Below are 15,865 nucleotides of genomic sequence, written 5' to 3'. Positions count from 1 at the left end.
GCGTCGACGGCGCCCGCCCCGGCCCCCGGTCCGCTCCCCGAGAGCGCCGTCGACGCCGTGCGCGCCGGGTACGCGTTCACCGGCCCGGCCCTCGAGCTCGGCGCCCTCGTCAACGGCGACGCGCGGATCGACGTGCCCGTCCGCATCCCGCTCGGCATGCTCAACCGGCACGGCCTCGTCGTCGGCGCGACCGGCACCGGCAAGACGAAGACGCTGCAGGTCCTCGCCGAGCAGCTCTCGGCCCACGGCGTCCCCGTCTTCGCCGCGGACATCAAGGGCGACCTCTCCGGCCTCGCCACTCCGGGCACCGCGACCGACGCGCTGCTCGCCCGCACCCGCGGCATCGGCCAGGACTGGCGGGCGGAGGCGGCCCCCGCCGAGTACTTCGCGCTCGGCGGCATCGGCACCGGCGTCCCCGTCCGCGCCACCGTGACGGGATTCGGCGCGCTGCTGCTCGCGAAGGTGCTCGGCCTCAACCACACGCAGGAGTCGAGCCTCGGTCTCGTCTTCCACTACGCCGAGAGCGCCGGTCTCCCGCTCGTCGACCTGTCCGACCTCCGCGCCGTGCTCACCTACCTCGTCGGCGACGAGGGCAAGGCGGAGCTCGCCGAGCTCGGCGGGCTGTCCAAGGCGACCGCCGGCGTGATCCTCCGCGAGCTGATCGCGTTCGCCGACCAGGGCGCCGACGTGTTCTTCGGCGAGCCCGAGATCGACACGGCCGAGTTCCTCCGCCTCGCCGCCGACGGGCGCGGCGTCGTCAGCCTCCTCGAGGTCCCCGGAGTCGCCGACCGACCGGCTCTGTTCTCCACCTTCCTGATGTGGCTGCTCGCCGACCTCTTCAACGACCTGCCGGAGGTCGGCGACCTCGACAAGCCGAAGCTGGTGTTCTTCTTCGACGAGGCGCACCTGCTCTTCCGCGACGCGTCGAAGGACTTCCTCGCCGCGATCACCCAGACCGTGCGCCTCATCCGCTCCAAGGGCGTCGGCATCGTCTTCGTCACGCAGACCCCGAAGGACGTGCCGGGCGACGTCCTCGCCCAGCTCGGCTCCCGCGTGCAGCACCAGCTCCGCGCGCACACGCCGGACGACGCCAAGGCCCTCCGCGCCACCGTCTCGACCTACCCCGAGAGCGACTACGACCTCGGCGAAGTCCTCCAGGCGCTCCCCATCGGCGAGGCGATCGTGACGGTCATGAACGAGCGCGGCGCCCCGACCCCGGTCGCCTGGACGCGTCTCCGCGCCCCGCTCGGCTCGATGAAGCCCACCCCCGAGGCCGACCGCGAGGCGAGCGTCCAGAGGTCCCCGCTCCTCGCGCGCTACGGCACGCCCCTCGACCGCGACTCCGCCCGCGAGATCCTCACCCGTCGGCTCGACGCCGCCGCCGACGCCGAGGAGGCCCGCGCCGCCGCCGAGCAGCAGGCCGCCGACGACGCCCGCCGCGCCAAGGAGGACGCGCGTCGCGCCAAGGAGGAGACCGTGGACGCCGCCCGCCGCGCGAAGGAGCGGGCCGCTGCCGAGCGCGCCGCCGACCAGGCCGCCGAGCGCTCCCGACGGCGCACGGCACCGACCTCCCGCGGGACCCGCACCGCCCGCCGCGACAAGACGGTCGTCGAGGAGGTGCTGGGCTCGAGCGCCGGCAGGACGCTGCTGCGCGAGGTGGTCCGCGGGATCTTCGGGACCGCCCGACGGCGCTGACGCGACCCGGGCCGCTCGGGGAGACGAGGCGCTAACGGGAGCGTGTTAGCGTCGGTAGCATGAGTGAGAGCGGGACGACGCGGGAGCGGATCCTCCGAGCGACGGTCGAGCTGCTGGCGGACGGCGGGCGGGACGCGGTGTCGACGCGGGCGATCAGCGCGGCGGCGGGGGTGCAGGCACCCACGATCTACCGGACGTTCGGCGACCTGCGCGGGCTGCTCGACTCGGCCGCGGCAGCCGGATTCGCCACGGCCCTCGCCGACTTCGAGCGGAGCGAGGCGCCGGCCGACCCGGTCGACGCGCTCCGCACCGCCTGGGATCACCACGTCGCCTTCGGACTCGCCGAACCGCACCTCTACGCGCTGATGTTCACCGCGCGGCCGGGGGAGGAGTCGGAGGCGGCGCGCCTGTCCCGCGGCGTCCTCCTCGACGCGGTCCGGGCCGTCGCCGAAGCCGGCCGCCTCACCGTCGACGTCGAGCGGGCCTCCCGCCTGCTCCAGTCGGCCGCGCTCGGCTGCACCCTCACGTTGACCGCCCTCGCCGACCCCGACGACGAGCTCTCGTCCCGCTCGCGCGAGTCCGTCCTCGCGGCGATCACCACGGCGGAGGCGGGCCCCACCGATCCCGCCGCCCGTGCGGTCGTCGTGCACGCCGTCGCCCTGCGGACGGCGCTGCCGCAGATCGAGCCCCTCAGCGCGGGGGAGCGGCTCCTGCTCGACGAATGGCTCGAGCGCATCGCCGACTGACGGTCGGCGTCGCCGGAGGGTCCGTATCGCCGCCCTGTCGTCCGCGTCGTCGTAATACGGATGGCGACGGGCACGATCCGGGACCGGCACCTACGGTCGGACCATGTCGCGATCCATAGCCGAACTCTTCTTCCGCCCCGTCTGCTCGGCCCCGCTCGTCGCCCGTCGTGGCGCGTTCTGCTCCGACTCCTGCGCGCGGACGAACCACCTCTACGGCTGATCCCGCGCCCGGCACGCGCCGGACGATCGGCGGCCCCTGCTCGGCGCGACGTCGTCGGCTGCAGCTGGGTGTGCCCCGCAGGGCGAACCCGGCGATGCGTGAGTGGGCCGCTCCGATCGACGCCTTCACCGGTCGACCGGGCTCCGACGATCGGCCGCACCGGTTAAACAAAACGGTGCCCGTGCTGGCGAGAGCAACGGACACCGTTCGCGGAGGATGGGGGATTCGAACCCCCGAGGGCTTTCACCCAACACGCTTTCCAAGCGTGCGCCATAGGCCACTAGGCGAATCCTCCTGGCACGACCTGAGCCGCGACTCATCGATACTAGCCGGTGTCGGAGGCTCCCGCTGACCACGACCCCGACACGACCCGCTCTCCTCGGCCGCCGTCGTCGGTTAGACTGTCACCCGGCTCCCCGCGTGGCGCCATCCAGGCCAACTCCCCCAGGGCGGAAACGCAGCAAGGGTAACCGGGCTCTGGCGGGTGCGCGGGGGGTCTTCTTCCGTTTACCGGCAGTTTCTTTCAAGGGCCGCTCGTCCGCAGGGCCGCCGGTCTGACGGGGCCGCCTGCTCCGCCGCCCGGCGTCCGCGCCACCGCACTGCCGGCTTGCACCGCTCGAGGAAGCTCCTCCACAGCAGCGCCGCATGCACGCCCTCCCATCCCTGGCCTCTACTCAGCCAGGCGGAGGGACCCCCTCGGTAGGCTGGATCCGATGGTTCAGAGCATCTACATCTCGTCCGCCGAAGGTCATTCGGGCAAGTCCACGGTCGCCCTCGGCGTCCTCGATGCGCTCAGCAGCCAGGTGCAGCGGGTCGGCGTCTTCCGCCCGATCGCCCGCTCCACCTCCGAGCCGGACTACGTGCTCGAGATGCTGCTCGGCCACTCCGACTCGGGCCTCGCCTACGAGGACTGCATCGGCGTCACCTACGAGGACGTCCACGCCGACGGCGAGGCGGCGCTCTCGCGGATCGTCGAGCGGTACAAGGGCGTCGAGGCCCGGTGCGACGCCGTCGTCATCCTCGGCTCCGACTACACGGACGTCGGCAGCCCCACCGAGCTCGGCTACAACGCCCGCATCGCCGCCAACCTCGGTGCCCCGGTCCTGCTCGTCCTCACCGGCCGGGACTCGTCCCGCAGCGAGCAGCTGGGCCAGGCTCCCGCGCGCACGCCGGAGGAGATGCGCCAGATCACGGAGCTCGCCTCGGTCGAGCTGCGCACGGCCCACGCGAGCCTCATCGGAGTGATCGCGAACCGCGCCGATCCCGACACCGCCGCCGACGCCGTCGCCGCGATCCGCGAGAGCATCCCCGCCACCGTCCCGGTCTGGGCGATCCGCGAGGATCCGTTCCTCGTCGCTCCGAGCCTGTCCCGCCTGGTCGAGGCGGTCGACGGCGTCGTCGTCGCGGGCGATCCGGAGCTGCTCGGCCGCGAGGCGCTCGGCGTGGTGATCGCCGGCATGTCGATGGTGAACGTCCTGCCGCGGCTCACCGAGGGCGGCGTCGTGATCGTCCCCGGCGACCGGCCCGAGGTCGTCCTCGCCGTGATCATGGCGTACGCCTCCGGCACGTTCCCCACGGTCACCGGCATCATCCTCAACGGCGGCTTCGAGCTGCCGGAGCCGATCGTCCGGCTGATCGAGGGCGTCGACAGCCGCGTGCCGATCGTGATGACCGAGCTCGGCACCTACGACACCGCCGTCCGCGTCACCGCGGCCCGCGGCCGCCTGGCGGCCGACTCCCCGCGCAAGCGCGACACCTCCCTCGCCCTCTTCCAGGAGGCGGTCGACGCGGTCGAGCTGCTCACCCTCCTCGACGTCGGCCGGTCCGAGGTCGTCACGCCGCTGATGTTCGAGTACGGGCTGATCGAGCGCGCGCGCATCGCCGACCGCCACATCGTCCTGCCCGAGGGCGGCGACGACCGGATCCTCCGTGCCGCCGCGACCGTGCTCAAGCGCGGCATCGCCCGGCTCACGATCCTCGGCGAGGAGGCCGAGATCCGCGCCCGTGCGGCGGGCCTCGGCCTCGACCTCGACGGCGCGCGCGTGCTGAGCACCCTCGACCCCGAGCACCGCGCGCGCTTCGCCGAGGAGTACGCCCGCATCCGCGCGCACAAGGGCATCACCTACGACCACGCCTACGACACCGTCACGGACGTCTCCTACTTCGGCACGATGATGGTGCAGCTCGGCCTGGCCGACGGGATGGTCTCGGGAGCCGCGCACACGACCGCGCACACCATCCGCCCCGGCTTCGAGATCATCAAGACGAGCCCGGGCGTCTCCGTCGTCTCGAGCGTGTTCCTGATGGCGCTCGCCGACCGCGTGCTGGTCTACGGCGACTGCGCGGTGAACCCCGACCCCACCGAGGCGCAGCTCGCCGACATCGCGATCTCGTCCGCCGAGACCGCCCAGCAGTTCGGGATCGACCCCCGCATCGCGATGCTCTCCTACTCCACCGGCGAGAGCGGAGCCGGCGCCGACGTCGAGAAGGTCCGCGCGGCGACGGCTCTGGTGCGCGAGCGCCGGCCCGACCTGCTCGTCGAGGGCCCGATCCAGTACGACGCGGCGGCCGACGCGGCGGTCGCGGCCTCGAAGATGCCCGGCTCCCAGGTCGCCGGGCGCGCGACGGTGTTCATCTTCCCCGACCTCAACACGGGCAACAACACCTACAAGGCCGTGCAGCGCTCGGCCGGCGCCGTCGCCATCGGACCGGTCCTCCAGGGTCTGCGCAAGCCGGTCAACGACCTCTCGCGCGGCGCGCTCGTGCAGGACATCGTCAACACCGTCGCGATCACGGCCATCCAGGCCGCCACCCAGGCCATCGTCCCGCCCACCGCCGCCATCCCCGTAGTGCGCTAGCGGCGACCCCGCCGCCGCCCCTCCCGACCCCGATCACCCCAGGAGTCCCCTCATGTCCGTCGTCCTCGTCGTCAACAGCGGATCGTCGTCGTTCAAGTACCAGCTCATCGAGATGACCACCGAGGAGACGCTCGCCAGCGGCCTCGTCGAGCGGATCGGCGAGGACATCGGCCGCACGAAGCACACCCGCGACGGGGAGTCGTTCGAGATCGAGGGGCCGATCCCCGACCACACCGCCGGCTTCGACGCGATGATCCGCGCGTTCGGCGAGCACGGCCCGAGCCTCGACGAGTTCCCTCCCGTCGCCGTGGGCCACCGCGTCGTGCACGGCGGCAAGCGCTTCTTCGAGCCCACCGTCGTCACCGACCTGGTCAAGATCAACATCGAGGACCTCGCCGACCTCGCCCCGCTGCACAACCCCGCGAACCTCGAGGGCATCGAGGCGGCGCAGAACGCCTTCCCGGACGTCCCGCACGTCGCCGTCTTCGACACCGCCTTCCACCACACGATCCCGGCCGAGGCGTCGACCTACGCGCTGCCCGCCGAACTCGCCGAGAAGCACCGCGTCCGCCGCTACGGCTTCCACGGCACCTCGCACAAGTTCGTCTCGGAGGCCGCCGCCGCCTACCTCGGCCGCCGCCGCTCCGACCTGAAGACGATCGTCCTGCACCTGGGCAACGGAGCGTCCGCCTGCGCCGTCGACGGCGGCGTCTCCGTCGAGACCTCGATGGGCATGACCCCGCTCGAGGGCCTGGTGATGGGTACCCGCTCCGGCGACCTCGACCCGGCCGTCGTCTTCCACCTGGCCCGCAAGGCGGGCCTCTCGATCGACGAGCTCGACACCCTCCTCAACCGCCGAAGCGGCCTCCTCGGCCTCACGGGTCGCGGCGACATGCGCGACGTCCAGGAGGCGGCCGAGGCCGGCGACGAGCGGGCCCGCGCCGGACTCGAGGTCTACTACCACCGCCTCCGCCACTACATCGGCGCCTTCTACGCCCAGCTGGGCCGCGTCGACGCCGTGGTGTTCACGGCCGGAGTCGGCGAGAACGTCGCCGCCGTCCGCGCCGGCGCCCTCCGCGGCCTCGAGGGCCTGGGCATCGAGCTCGACCCCGAGCGCAACACGTCCTCCGACCGCGGCGCCCGCCGCATCTCCACCGACGACTCCCGCGTCGCCGTCCTCGTCATCCCCACGAACGAGGAGCTGGAGATCGCCCGGCAGTCCTTATCGGTCGTGTAGCGGCGGAGCCGCGACACGACTCGAGGCCGGCTTCCAGGGGTGGTGGCTCCCGTGGAGCGGGTCCTGTCGGGCTGCCCTGAATCGCTCGCACGCGGCGGTGCCCGCTCGTCGTGCGGCGGTGGCCCGCTGCGCGACCGCGGTCGGCTTCTCGTGGGCCTGCATCGCGCAGAGCCGGCTACGTCGGGCTGCCCTGAATCGCTCGCACGCGATTCCGGGTCGCGGCCCTCTGCCGAATACTCGGGCCCTCCTGCTGGTCGAGTAGCCGCGGGACGCGGCGTATCGAGTCCGAGCGCGAGGGAGGAGATCTCGATGCGGCTGCTGCGCGGGCTGCTCGATCGGCAGGAGCCGGCTGAGGAGCCCCGGCTCAGGGCAGCAGGCGCGCGTCGCCCGCGTAGAGGTTGAAGCCGGAGCCGCGGCTGAAGCCGATCAGGGTGAGGCCGGAGTCGCGAGCCAGGTCCACCGCCAGCGACGACGGGGCACCGACCGCGGCGAGCAGGGGGATGCCGGCCATCACGGCCTTCTGCACCAGCTCGAACGAGGCGCGCCCCGACACCTGCAGCAGCGTCCCCCGCAACGGCAGCCGCCCCTCCCGGAGCCCCCAGCCGACCACCTTGTCCACGGCGTTGTGCCGCCCGACATCCTCCCGGAGCACCAGCAGCGAGCCGTCCGCGTCGAACAGCCCGGCCGCGTGGACGCCGCCCGTCCGCTCGAACACCGCCTGCGCCTCGCGGAGCCGATCGGGGAGCGAGACCAGCAGCTCCCGCTCGACCCGCAGGTCGTCCTCCGCGACGCTCCACGCCGAGTCGGTGGCGACCGCCTCGAGCGACGCGAGCCCGCACACTCCGCACGAGCTCGTCGTGTAGACCGACCGCTCGCGCTCGAGCAGCACGGCCTCCCGCCCGCCGCGGACGCTCGCGTCGACCACGTTGTACGTGTTCTCGCCCGGACCGGAGCCGCTCGCGCAGTAGCGCATCGCCGCCAGCTGCTCCGACTCGGTGAGCACCCCCTCGGACACCAGGAATCCCGCGACCAGGTCGAAGTCGTCGCCGGGTGTGCGCATGGTCACGCTGAAGCGCCGTCCGCCGACGCGGATCTCGAGCGGCTCCTCGACGGCCAGGACGTCCTCGTGGCGTCGGGGCGGATCGCCGGCGCGGACGGCGGTCAGGCGGGTGCGGGCGACACTGCGGCTCATGGGTCTCCTCAGGCGGTGGAGGTCATCCTCCCACCGGGAACCGGGAGCGATGCCGGGGTACGGACGTACGATGCAGGAATGGTCGATGACGCCGAGCCCCGCGAGAGTCCGATCGACGAGAGCCGCCTCTCCGTCCGGTCGCCGAAGAGACGCGCCGTCGGGATCCCCGGCGTCGCCCACGCCCTCGAGATCTCGCTCAAGCAGATGGGCCCGGTGCGCAGCGCCGAGACGCTCCTGCGGGTGAACCAGAAGACCGGATTCGACTGCCCGGGCTGCGCCTGGCCGGAGGGCGACAAGCGCCACGTCGCCGAGTTCTGCGAGAACGGAGCGAAGGCGGTCGCCGAGGAGGCCACGCTCCGCACCGTCACATCGGCGTTCTTCGCCGCGCACCCCGTCGCGGAGCTGGAGGAGTGGGACGACTTCGCGCTCGGCCAGCAGGGCCGGCTCACGGAGCCGATGCTGCTCGAGGAGGGCGCGACGCACTACCGGCCCGTGGGCTGGGACGAGGCGCTCGACCTCGTGGCCGAGGAGCTGCGCGCCTGCGCGAGCCCCGACGAGGCGATCTTCTACACGTCCGGCCGGACCTCGAACGAGTCGGCCTTCGTCTACCAGCTGATGGTCCGCGGCTTCGGCACGAACAACCTGCCCGACTGCTCGAACATGTGCCACGAGTCCAGCGGATCCGCCCTCACCGAGACGATCGGGATCGGCAAGGGCTCGGTGAGCCTGCGCGACGTGGAGCGGGCTCCGCTGATCATCGTCGCCGGCCAGAACCCCGGAACGAACCACCCGCGGATGCTGACCGCGCTGGAGCGCGCCAAGCGCGCCGGCGGCACCATCGTGGCCGTGAATCCGCTGCCGGAGGCGGGGCTGCTCCGCTTCCAGAACCCGCAGACCGTCCGCGGCACCCTGGGCGACGGCACGGCCCTCGCCGACCACTTCCTCCAGGTCCGGCTGGGCGGCGACCAGGCCCTGTTCCAGGGTCTGGGCAAGGCGCTGCTCGAGTCTGAGGAGGCGCGCGGCGACGTCTTCGACCACGCCTTCATCCGCGAGAGCACCGGCGGCCTCGCCGCGTACCTCCACGGGCTGCGGGAGGTCCAGTGGGACGAGATCGAGCGGGCGAGCGGGATCGACGAGACGCGCATCCGCACCGTCGCCGAGCTGATCGCGGCGTCCGAGGGCACCGTCGTCTGCTGGGCGATGGGCCTCACGCAGCACGCGCACTCGGTCGCGACGCTCAAGGACGTCGTCAACGTGCTCCTGCTCACCGGCAACATCGGCAAGCCCGGCGCGGGCGTCTGCCCGGTGCGCGGCCACTCGAACGTGCAGGGCGACCGCACGATGGGCATCTTCGAGCGGATGCCGGACTCCTTCCACGACGCGCTCGACCGCGAGTTCTCCTTCTCCTCCCCGCGCGTGCACGGGACGGACACGGTCGCCGCGATCCGGGCGATGCGCGACGGGAAGGCCCGCGTGTTCATGGGGCTCGGCGGCAACTTCGCCCGGGCGACGCCCGACAGCGGAGTGACGGAGGCGGCGATGCGCTCGCTCGCCCTCACCGTCCACGTCTCGACCAAGCTCAACCGCTCGCACGTGGTCACCGGCCGGCGCGCGCTGATCCTGCCCACCCTCGGCCGCACCGACTCCGACGTGCAGCGCTCGGGCGAGCAGCGGGTCACGGTCGAGGACTCGATGAGCGCCGTGCACGCCTCCCGGGGCCGCCTGCGCCCGCCGAGCCCGGGCCTGCGCTCGGAGGTGGCGATCCTCACGGGGATCGCGGAGCGGCTGCTCGAGGGCCGCGAGAACGTCCCCCGGGTCGACTGGGCGGGACTGCGCGACGACTACCGCCGCATCCGCTCGCACATCGCCAACGTCGTCCCCGGTTTCGACGGCTTCGAGGCCCGGATCGACGTGCCCGGCGGCTTCGTCCTCCCGCACCCGCCGCGCGACTCGCGCCGCTTCGACACCCCCTCCGGCCTGGCCCGCTTCACCGCGAATCCGCTCGAGTACCCGCGGGTTCCGGAGGGCAGGCTGCTGCTGCAGACGCTGCGCTCGCACGACCAGTTCAACACCACGATCTACGGCAGGGACGACCGCTACCGAGGGATCCACGACGGCCGCCGGGTGGTGTTCGTCCACGCCGACGACGTCGCCGAGCTGGGCTTCGCGGACGGCGCGATGGTCGACCTGGTCTCGGAGTGGCCCGACGGCGTCGAGCGGCGGGCGGAGGCGTTCCGCGTCGTGGCGTACGACACGCCCCGCGGCTGCGCGGCCGCCTACTACCCCGAGACGAACGTCCTCGTGCCGCTGGACTCGACCGCGAAGATCAGCAACACGCCGACCTCGAAGTCGGTCGTGATCCGCCTCGAACCGGCGGCGTAGGCCTCACCAGGGCAGCGGCAGCAGGCGCACGGAGTCGCCCGCTGCCGCTCCCGGTGCGGGCACGACGGCCACGGCCTCCGAGGCGGCGAGACCGGTGAGCATGTGCGAGCGGATGCCGGCGGAGGCCCGCCAGCCGTCCTCGCCGGAGGAGACGGGCACGAGCACCGTGCTCCCCGCGCGCCCGAGCGGCTCGGCGAGGACGCCCCGGCCGAGGGGCCGGGCAGCGGCGCCGGACGCCGCGTCGAGGGCCGGCGGCAGGAAGGAGACCGCCGCGAGCAGGGCGGCGAGCGGGTTGCCCGGCAGCGCGATCACCAGCGTCCCTCCCGGCAGCAGCGCAGCCATGGTCGGGTGGCCGGGGCGCATGCCGACGCCGTCGACGAGGACGCGCGCGTCCACCGCATCGAGGGCGCGACGGACCGCGTCCACCCGGGAGCGCCCGGTCCCGCCCGTCGTGAGGAGGATCGGCGCCGTGCCCGCCAGCAGCGTCCGTGCGATCGCCTCCTCGTCGTCGCCGCGGCGCACGACCTCTCCCACGGCTCCGCCCGAGAGCTCGACCAGCGCGGGCAGCAGCGGCGTGAACGCGTCGCGCACCCGTCCGGCGGGCGGCATCCCCTCGGTGTCGACCTCGTCCCCCGTGAGGAGCAGGTCGACCGCGGCGGGCGGGCGGACGTCGAGCGCGTCGATCCCGGCGACCGCGAGCAGGGCGAGGTGCGCGGGAGTGAGGCGGGTCCGGGCATCGACCAGCACGGCTCCGCGGGCGGCCTCGTCGCCCGCGCGCCGGACGTGGCGGCCGGGCGGGAGGGGCGCCCGCGCCGTGAGCAGGTCGTCGCGGACCGCGCCCTGCTCGGACGGCAGCACCGCGTCGCTCCAGTCGGGCACGGCGGCTCCGGTGACGATCGGCGCGGCGGTGCCGTCCTCGAGCGGCCAGGGCCCGGGTCCGCGCACGGCCCAGCCGTCCATGGCCGAGGAGTCGTAGTGGGGGAGCGGCCGGGCGGCGGTGACGGCGCGGTCGAGGACGGCTCCGCGGGCGTCGAGGAGGGGGACTGTCGAGACGCCGGAGCGCGCCACCGCTTCGCCGACGATCCGCCTGGCCTCGTCCCAGTCGCTCGCCTCGTGCCCGTGTGCGCTCATCCCGTCCATTCTCCCGGGGCTCGGGGCGGGCCCTGGGCAGGACCCGCCCCGTCGGTCATCCCAGGTAGCCGTTCGGGTTCAGCACGAACTTCTTCGCGGCGCCCTTGTCGAAGTCGGCGTAGCCGCGGGGAGCGTCGTCCAGGCTGATCGCGGTGGCCTGGACCGCGTCGGCGATGTGGACCCGGTCGTGCAGGATCGCCATCATCAGCTGCCGGTTGTACTTCATGACCGGGCACTGGCCCGTGGTGAAGGACAGCGACTTCGCCCAGCCGAGCCCGAGGCGGATCGACAGCGAGCCCTCCTGGGCCGCCTCGTCGACTCCGCCCGGGTCGCCCGTGACGTAGAGGCCCGGGATGCCGAGGGCGCCGCCCGCCGCGGTGATCGACATCAGCGAGTTCAGCACCGTCGCCGGCGCCTCCTTCCCCGAGTCGGCGCCGTTGCCGTGCGCCTCGAAGCCGACGGCGTCCACTCCGCAGTCGACCTCGGGCACGCCGAGGATCTGCTCGATCTGGCCGGCCGGATCGCCCTTCGAGACGTCGACCGTCTCGCAGCCGAAGGAGCGCGCCTGCGCCAGACGCTCCTCGTTGAGGTCCGCGACGATCACGACGGCCGCTCCGAGCAGCTGCGCTCCGACCGCCGCGGCGAGTCCGACCGGTCCCGCTCCTGCGACGTAGACCGTGGACCCGACGCCGACTCCGGCGGTCACCGCGCCGTGGAAGCCCGTCGGGAAGATGTCCGAGAGCATCGTCAGATCGAGGATCTTCTCGAGCGCCTGATCGCGGTCCGGGAACACCAGGAGGTTCCAGTCGGCGTAGGGGACCATCACGTACTCGGCCTGCCCGCCGACCCAGCCGCCCATGTCGACGTAGCCGTACGCGCTGCCCGGGCGGTCCGGATTCACGTTGAGGCAGATGCCGGTCTTGCGCTCCTTGCAGTTGCGGCAGCGGCCGCAGGCGATGTTGAACGGCACGGACACGATGTCGCCGACCTTGACGAACTCGACGTCGGGGCCGACCTCCACGACCTCGCCGGTGATCTCGTGGCCGAGCACGAGGTCCGACGGAGCGGTGGTGCGGCCGCGGACCATGTGCTGGTCCGAGCCGCAGATGTTGGTGGAGACGGTGCGGAGGATGGCGCCGTGCGGCAGCTTCCGTCCGATGTTCGCCGGATTGACGCCGGGTCCGTCCTTCAGCTCGAAGGTGGGGTAGTCGATGTCGATGACCTCGACGACTCCGGGGGACTTGTAGGCGACGGCTCTGTTGCCTGACATGCGGGGCTCCTTCAGATGGACGACCGCGGCGCAGTCGGCCGCGGGAGTCCTGCGCCGCTCTCGGTCCGAGCCGCGGCACCGGGACTCGGGGGAACCGTACGGCGTCGGCCTGGTGCCGGATCGAGGCCGGTGGAGTAGCGTCTCAGGAGGCGTGCGTACGCTCGTCCACCGCCCGGTGCGAGGCCGTGAGCGCCGCGTCGAGCGCGTCCCGGCCGCCCCCGGCCAGGCCCGCCGCGTAGCCCGCGAGGAACGTGGTCAGCGGAGCCGCCGGCCGGACCACTCCGTGCGCCGCGCGACCGGCGAGGGCGAGCAGGGCGTCCGGGTCCACCGGGACCCCGCCGAGGCCGAGCGCGGAGCACAGCTCGGCCCACCAGCCGGCGAGCACCTCCTCGGTGGGGCGGGCGCCGTCGGAGGCGGAGGGGCGGGGGCCGGTCGTGTCGTCCATCCGCTCAGTCTGCGCCGCGCGGGCCCGACAGGTCGATCCCGTGCCGGAGCGCGTCGGCGGGCGCGTCGACGTCGTCGGTCGTCCCTCCGGGCACCGTCACGAGCCGCGGGGGAAGGTCCCGGAGGAGGGCGCGCACCGAGGCGCCGTCGGGATCGCCGAGCGCGGTGAGCGCTTCGACGAGGGCCGCTCGCCGGTGCACGCCGAGGAGCTGCTGGGCTCGGCCGCTCGCGTCGACGGCCAGGAGGGAGGCCTCGACGGCGCTCGATGCGACCTCGAGCAGCGTGTGCACGGCGGGAGCGGGGGCGACGAGATCGGCGGCGAGAACGACGACCCAGTCCGGAGCGCCCGGGCGGTCGAGCAGGGGCAGCGCGGCGGCCAGGCCCGCGACCGGGCCGCCGAACGGCGGATCCTCCTGGACGAGCTCGGCGCCGTCGACGGCCTGTGCGAGCGACGACGGTCCGGCCACGACCCTCCGCTCGGCTCCGCGCACGGCTGCGAGGGCGGTGCCGAGGAGCGTCGACTCGCGGTGCCGGAGGAGCGGCTTGACCGCGCCGCCGAGGCGGGAAGCGCGTCCGCCGGCGAGCACGACCGCGTCGAAGCGGGGGAGCGGAGGCGGCGGGAGCACGGGACCGAGGCTACGCGCGCTCCGGTCTCCGCCGTCCCGGCTCCGGTGTCGGAGGTCGCGGCTACTCTTGTCGGGTGGTAGCAGCCCTGTATCGCCGGTACCGGCCCGAGACGTTCGCCGAGATGATCGGCCAGTCCCAGGTGACGGATCCGCTCATGACGGCGCTCCGCACCAACCGCGTCAACCACGCCTACCTCTTCAGCGGCCCCCGCGGCTGCGGCAAGACCACCTCGGCGCGCATCCTCGCCCGCTGCCTCAACTGCGCGACGGGCCCGACCGACACCCCCTGCGGCGTCTGCGACAGCTGCGTCGAGCTCAGCCGCGAGGGCCAGGGCTCGCTCGACGTGGTCGAGATCGACGCGGCGAGCCACAACGGAGTCGACGACGCGCGCGATCTGCGCGAGCGCGCCATCTTCGCCCCGGCGCGCGACCGCTTCAAGATCTTCATCCTCGACGAGGCGCACATGGTCACGCCGCAGGGCTTCAACGCGCTGCTCAAGATCGTGGAGGAGCCGCCGGAGCACGTGAAGTTCATCTTCGCGACCACGGAGCCGGACAAGGTCATCGGCACGATCCGCTCGCGCACGCACCACTACCCGTTCCGGCTCGTCCCGCCGGCGCAGATGCTCGACTACACGCAGGAGCTCTGCGAGCGCGAGGGCGTGCACGTGGCGGCCGGCGTGCTGCCGCTCGTGGTCCGCGCGGGCGGCGGGTCCGTCCGCGACACGCTCTCCCTGCTCGACCAGCTGATGGCCGGCTCCGAGGCCGAGACCGTCGAGTACGAGCGGGCCGTCGCCCTCCTCGGCTACACTCACGGCGCCCTGCTCGACGAGGTGGTCGACGCGCTCGCCGAGCACGACTCCGCCGAGGCGTTCGGAGCGGTCGACCGCGTCATCCAGACGGGGCAGGACCCGCGCCGCTTCGTCGAGGACCTGCTCGAGAAGCTCCGCGACCTGATCGTCGTCGCGGCGACCGGGGGCGCGGCCTCGGCCGTGCTCCGCGGCGTCTCGCAGGACGAGCTCGACCGCATGGCCGGCCAGTCGCGCGCGCTCGGCCTGGCCGAGCTCTCCCGCATCGCCGACGTGGTCAACGAGGCCCTCACCGAGATGACCGGTGCGACCTCGCCGCGCCTGCACCTCGAGCTGATGATCGCCCGAACCCTGGTGCACGGCACCGGCGCCGGCATCGCGCCCGTCGCGGCCCAGGAGGAGCGCCCGCGGCACGTGGCCCCTCCGCGCGAGACCGCGGCGCCCGCCCCGCGGTCGTCCGAGGCGTCGCGCGCGTCCGAGCCGTCCCGTGCGCCCGAGCCGTCCCGTGCGCCCGAGCCCCACCACGCCTCGCACGCCGCCGCTCCCGGCTCGGTGCCCGAGACCATCGCGGCCGCTCCGCGCACCGAGGCGCCGGTGACCGCGTCCGCACCGGTCGCCGCGCCGCCGGTGACGGCGCCCGAGGAGACGGCGGCCGCGCCGGAGGCGGACGAGTCCGCGTCGGCCGAGTCAGGACGCCCCCGCGCGACGACCGCCGCGGCAGCTCGTCCGGAGCCGGACGAGCAGGAGCCGTCGGATCAGGCCGCTGCGTCCCCTGAGGCGGCCCCAGCCTCGGCGCCCGCTGCCTCCGCACCCGCTGCGGCCGCGGGCGACGCACCCGCCGACGGCGCGGTCACCCTCCAGCGGATGAAGGACACCTGGCCCGAGATCCTCGAGGTCGTGCAGAAGGCGAAGATGACCGCCTGGCTGGTGGCCTACACCGCCCAGGTGCGCGCCCTCAAGGACGACGTGCTGACCCTCTCGTTCCCGAGCCAGAACGACGTCGAGTCGTTCAAGATGCCGGGAACCGCTGGGCAGCCCGGAGTCAGCGAGTACCTGCGTCAGGCGATCCAGCAGGTCCTCGGCCTGCGGGTGAAGTACATCGCCCGCGTCGAGCCTCGCGCCGCCGCCCCGGAGGCCGAGCGCGCCGCCGTCGAGGCGACCGCCGCGCCCGCCCCGGCTGCGCCGATCCCGGCCGCGACCGGCTCCGACGGCTGGGCCACGGTGGCGATCCCCGCCGATCCGACCCCTGCGGCCG

11 protein-coding genes, 1 tRNA gene and 1 other RNA gene are annotated in these 15,865 nt (G+C 73.6%); 7 read left to right on the top strand and 6 right to left on the bottom strand.

Translation table 11 applies throughout. From position 1 onward, the window contains the following. Positions 1-1,695: DUF853 domain-containing protein (locus tag C5C53_RS16195; protein WP_258075448.1), on the top strand; the 1,695-nt coding region annotated here is incomplete at its 5' end. 59 nt (positions 1,696-1,754) lie between these two features. Next, positions 1,755-2,441 (top strand): TetR/AcrR family transcriptional regulator, encoded by a 687-nt coding sequence (locus C5C53_RS16190; RefSeq protein ID WP_104225182.1) that lies wholly within the window; start codon positions 1,755-1,757, stop codon positions 2,439-2,441. Between the two features lie 430 nt (positions 2,442-2,871). On the opposite strand, the gene C5C53_RS16185 is transcribed toward C5C53_RS16190, so the two are convergent. After that, positions 2,872-2,956, bottom strand: a tRNA-Ser gene (locus C5C53_RS16185). A 112-nt stretch (positions 2,957-3,068) separates the two neighbouring features. Between C5C53_RS16185 and ffs the strand changes: the two genes are divergently transcribed. From ffs to C5C53_RS16170, 3 genes are all read left to right on the top strand, one after another. Further along, positions 3,069-3,165: signal recognition particle sRNA small type (gene ffs, locus C5C53_RS16180), an RNA gene on the top strand. A 209-nt stretch (positions 3,166-3,374) separates the two neighbouring features. Then, entirely contained in the window at positions 3,375-5,519 is a 2,145-nt protein-coding gene (pta, locus tag C5C53_RS16175; RefSeq protein ID WP_104227473.1) for a phosphate acetyltransferase, read from the top strand. Positions 5,520-5,571: 52 nt separating this feature from the next. Further along, entirely contained in the window at positions 5,572-6,756 is a 1,185-nt protein-coding gene (locus tag C5C53_RS16170) for an acetate/propionate family kinase (protein WP_104225119.1), read from the top strand. Between the two features lie 364 nt (positions 6,757-7,120). On the opposite strand, the gene fdhD is transcribed toward C5C53_RS16170, so the two are convergent. Next, on the bottom strand, positions 7,121-7,948 hold the full coding sequence (gene fdhD, locus C5C53_RS16165) for a formate dehydrogenase accessory sulfurtransferase FdhD (protein ID WP_104268017.1): 828 nt from the start codon (positions 7,946-7,948) through the stop codon (positions 7,121-7,123). 78 nt (positions 7,949-8,026) lie between these two features. Here fdhD and C5C53_RS16160 point away from each other — a divergent pair, with 78 nt between their 5' ends. After that, positions 8,027-10,330, top strand: a complete 2,304-nt coding sequence (locus C5C53_RS16160; RefSeq protein ID WP_104268016.1) for an FdhF/YdeP family oxidoreductase — start codon at positions 8,027-8,029, stop codon at positions 10,328-10,330. Between the two features lie 3 nt (positions 10,331-10,333). Here C5C53_RS16160 and C5C53_RS16155 read toward each other — a convergent pair whose 3' ends face one another. The 4 genes from C5C53_RS16155 to C5C53_RS16140 all read right to left on the bottom strand — a co-directional run bounded on the left by C5C53_RS16155 (position 10,334) and on the right by C5C53_RS16140 (position 13,801). After that, complete coding sequence (locus C5C53_RS16155; RefSeq protein WP_181127791.1) at positions 10,334-11,461, bottom strand: molybdopterin molybdotransferase MoeA; 1,128 nt, start codon at positions 11,459-11,461, stop codon at positions 10,334-10,336. A 55-nt stretch (positions 11,462-11,516) separates the two neighbouring features. Then, complete coding sequence (fdhA, locus tag C5C53_RS16150; RefSeq protein WP_104225123.1) at positions 11,517-12,731, bottom strand: formaldehyde dehydrogenase, glutathione-independent; 1,215 nt, start codon at positions 12,729-12,731, stop codon at positions 11,517-11,519. A 142-nt stretch (positions 12,732-12,873) separates the two neighbouring features. Continuing rightward, a complete protein-coding gene (locus tag C5C53_RS16145) occupies positions 12,874-13,176 on the bottom strand; it encodes a DUF6457 domain-containing protein (RefSeq protein ID WP_104268014.1) in 303 nt (100 codons plus the stop codon). Positions 13,177-13,180: 4 nt separating this feature from the next. Continuing rightward, positions 13,181-13,801 carry a molybdenum cofactor guanylyltransferase gene (locus C5C53_RS16140; protein WP_258068247.1) on the bottom strand — a complete coding sequence of 207 codons (621 nt, stop codon included), beginning with the start codon at positions 13,799-13,801 and terminating at the stop codon, positions 13,181-13,183. 74 nt (positions 13,802-13,875) lie between these two features. On the opposite strand from C5C53_RS16140, the gene C5C53_RS16135 reads away from it, so the two are divergent. Further along, positions 13,876-15,865 (top strand): DNA polymerase III subunit gamma and tau (locus tag C5C53_RS16135; protein ID WP_104268018.1); only part of this gene is annotated, 1,990 nt, incomplete at its 3' end.

This window comes from Rathayibacter sp. AY1E3, from assembly GCF_002932235.1.
In the GTDB taxonomy this organism is placed as follows: domain Bacteria; phylum Actinomycetota; class Actinomycetes; order Actinomycetales; family Microbacteriaceae; genus Rathayibacter.
The sequence above is the reverse complement of the archived record's forward strand: the minus strand, read 5'-3'. Positions and strand labels throughout refer to the sequence as shown.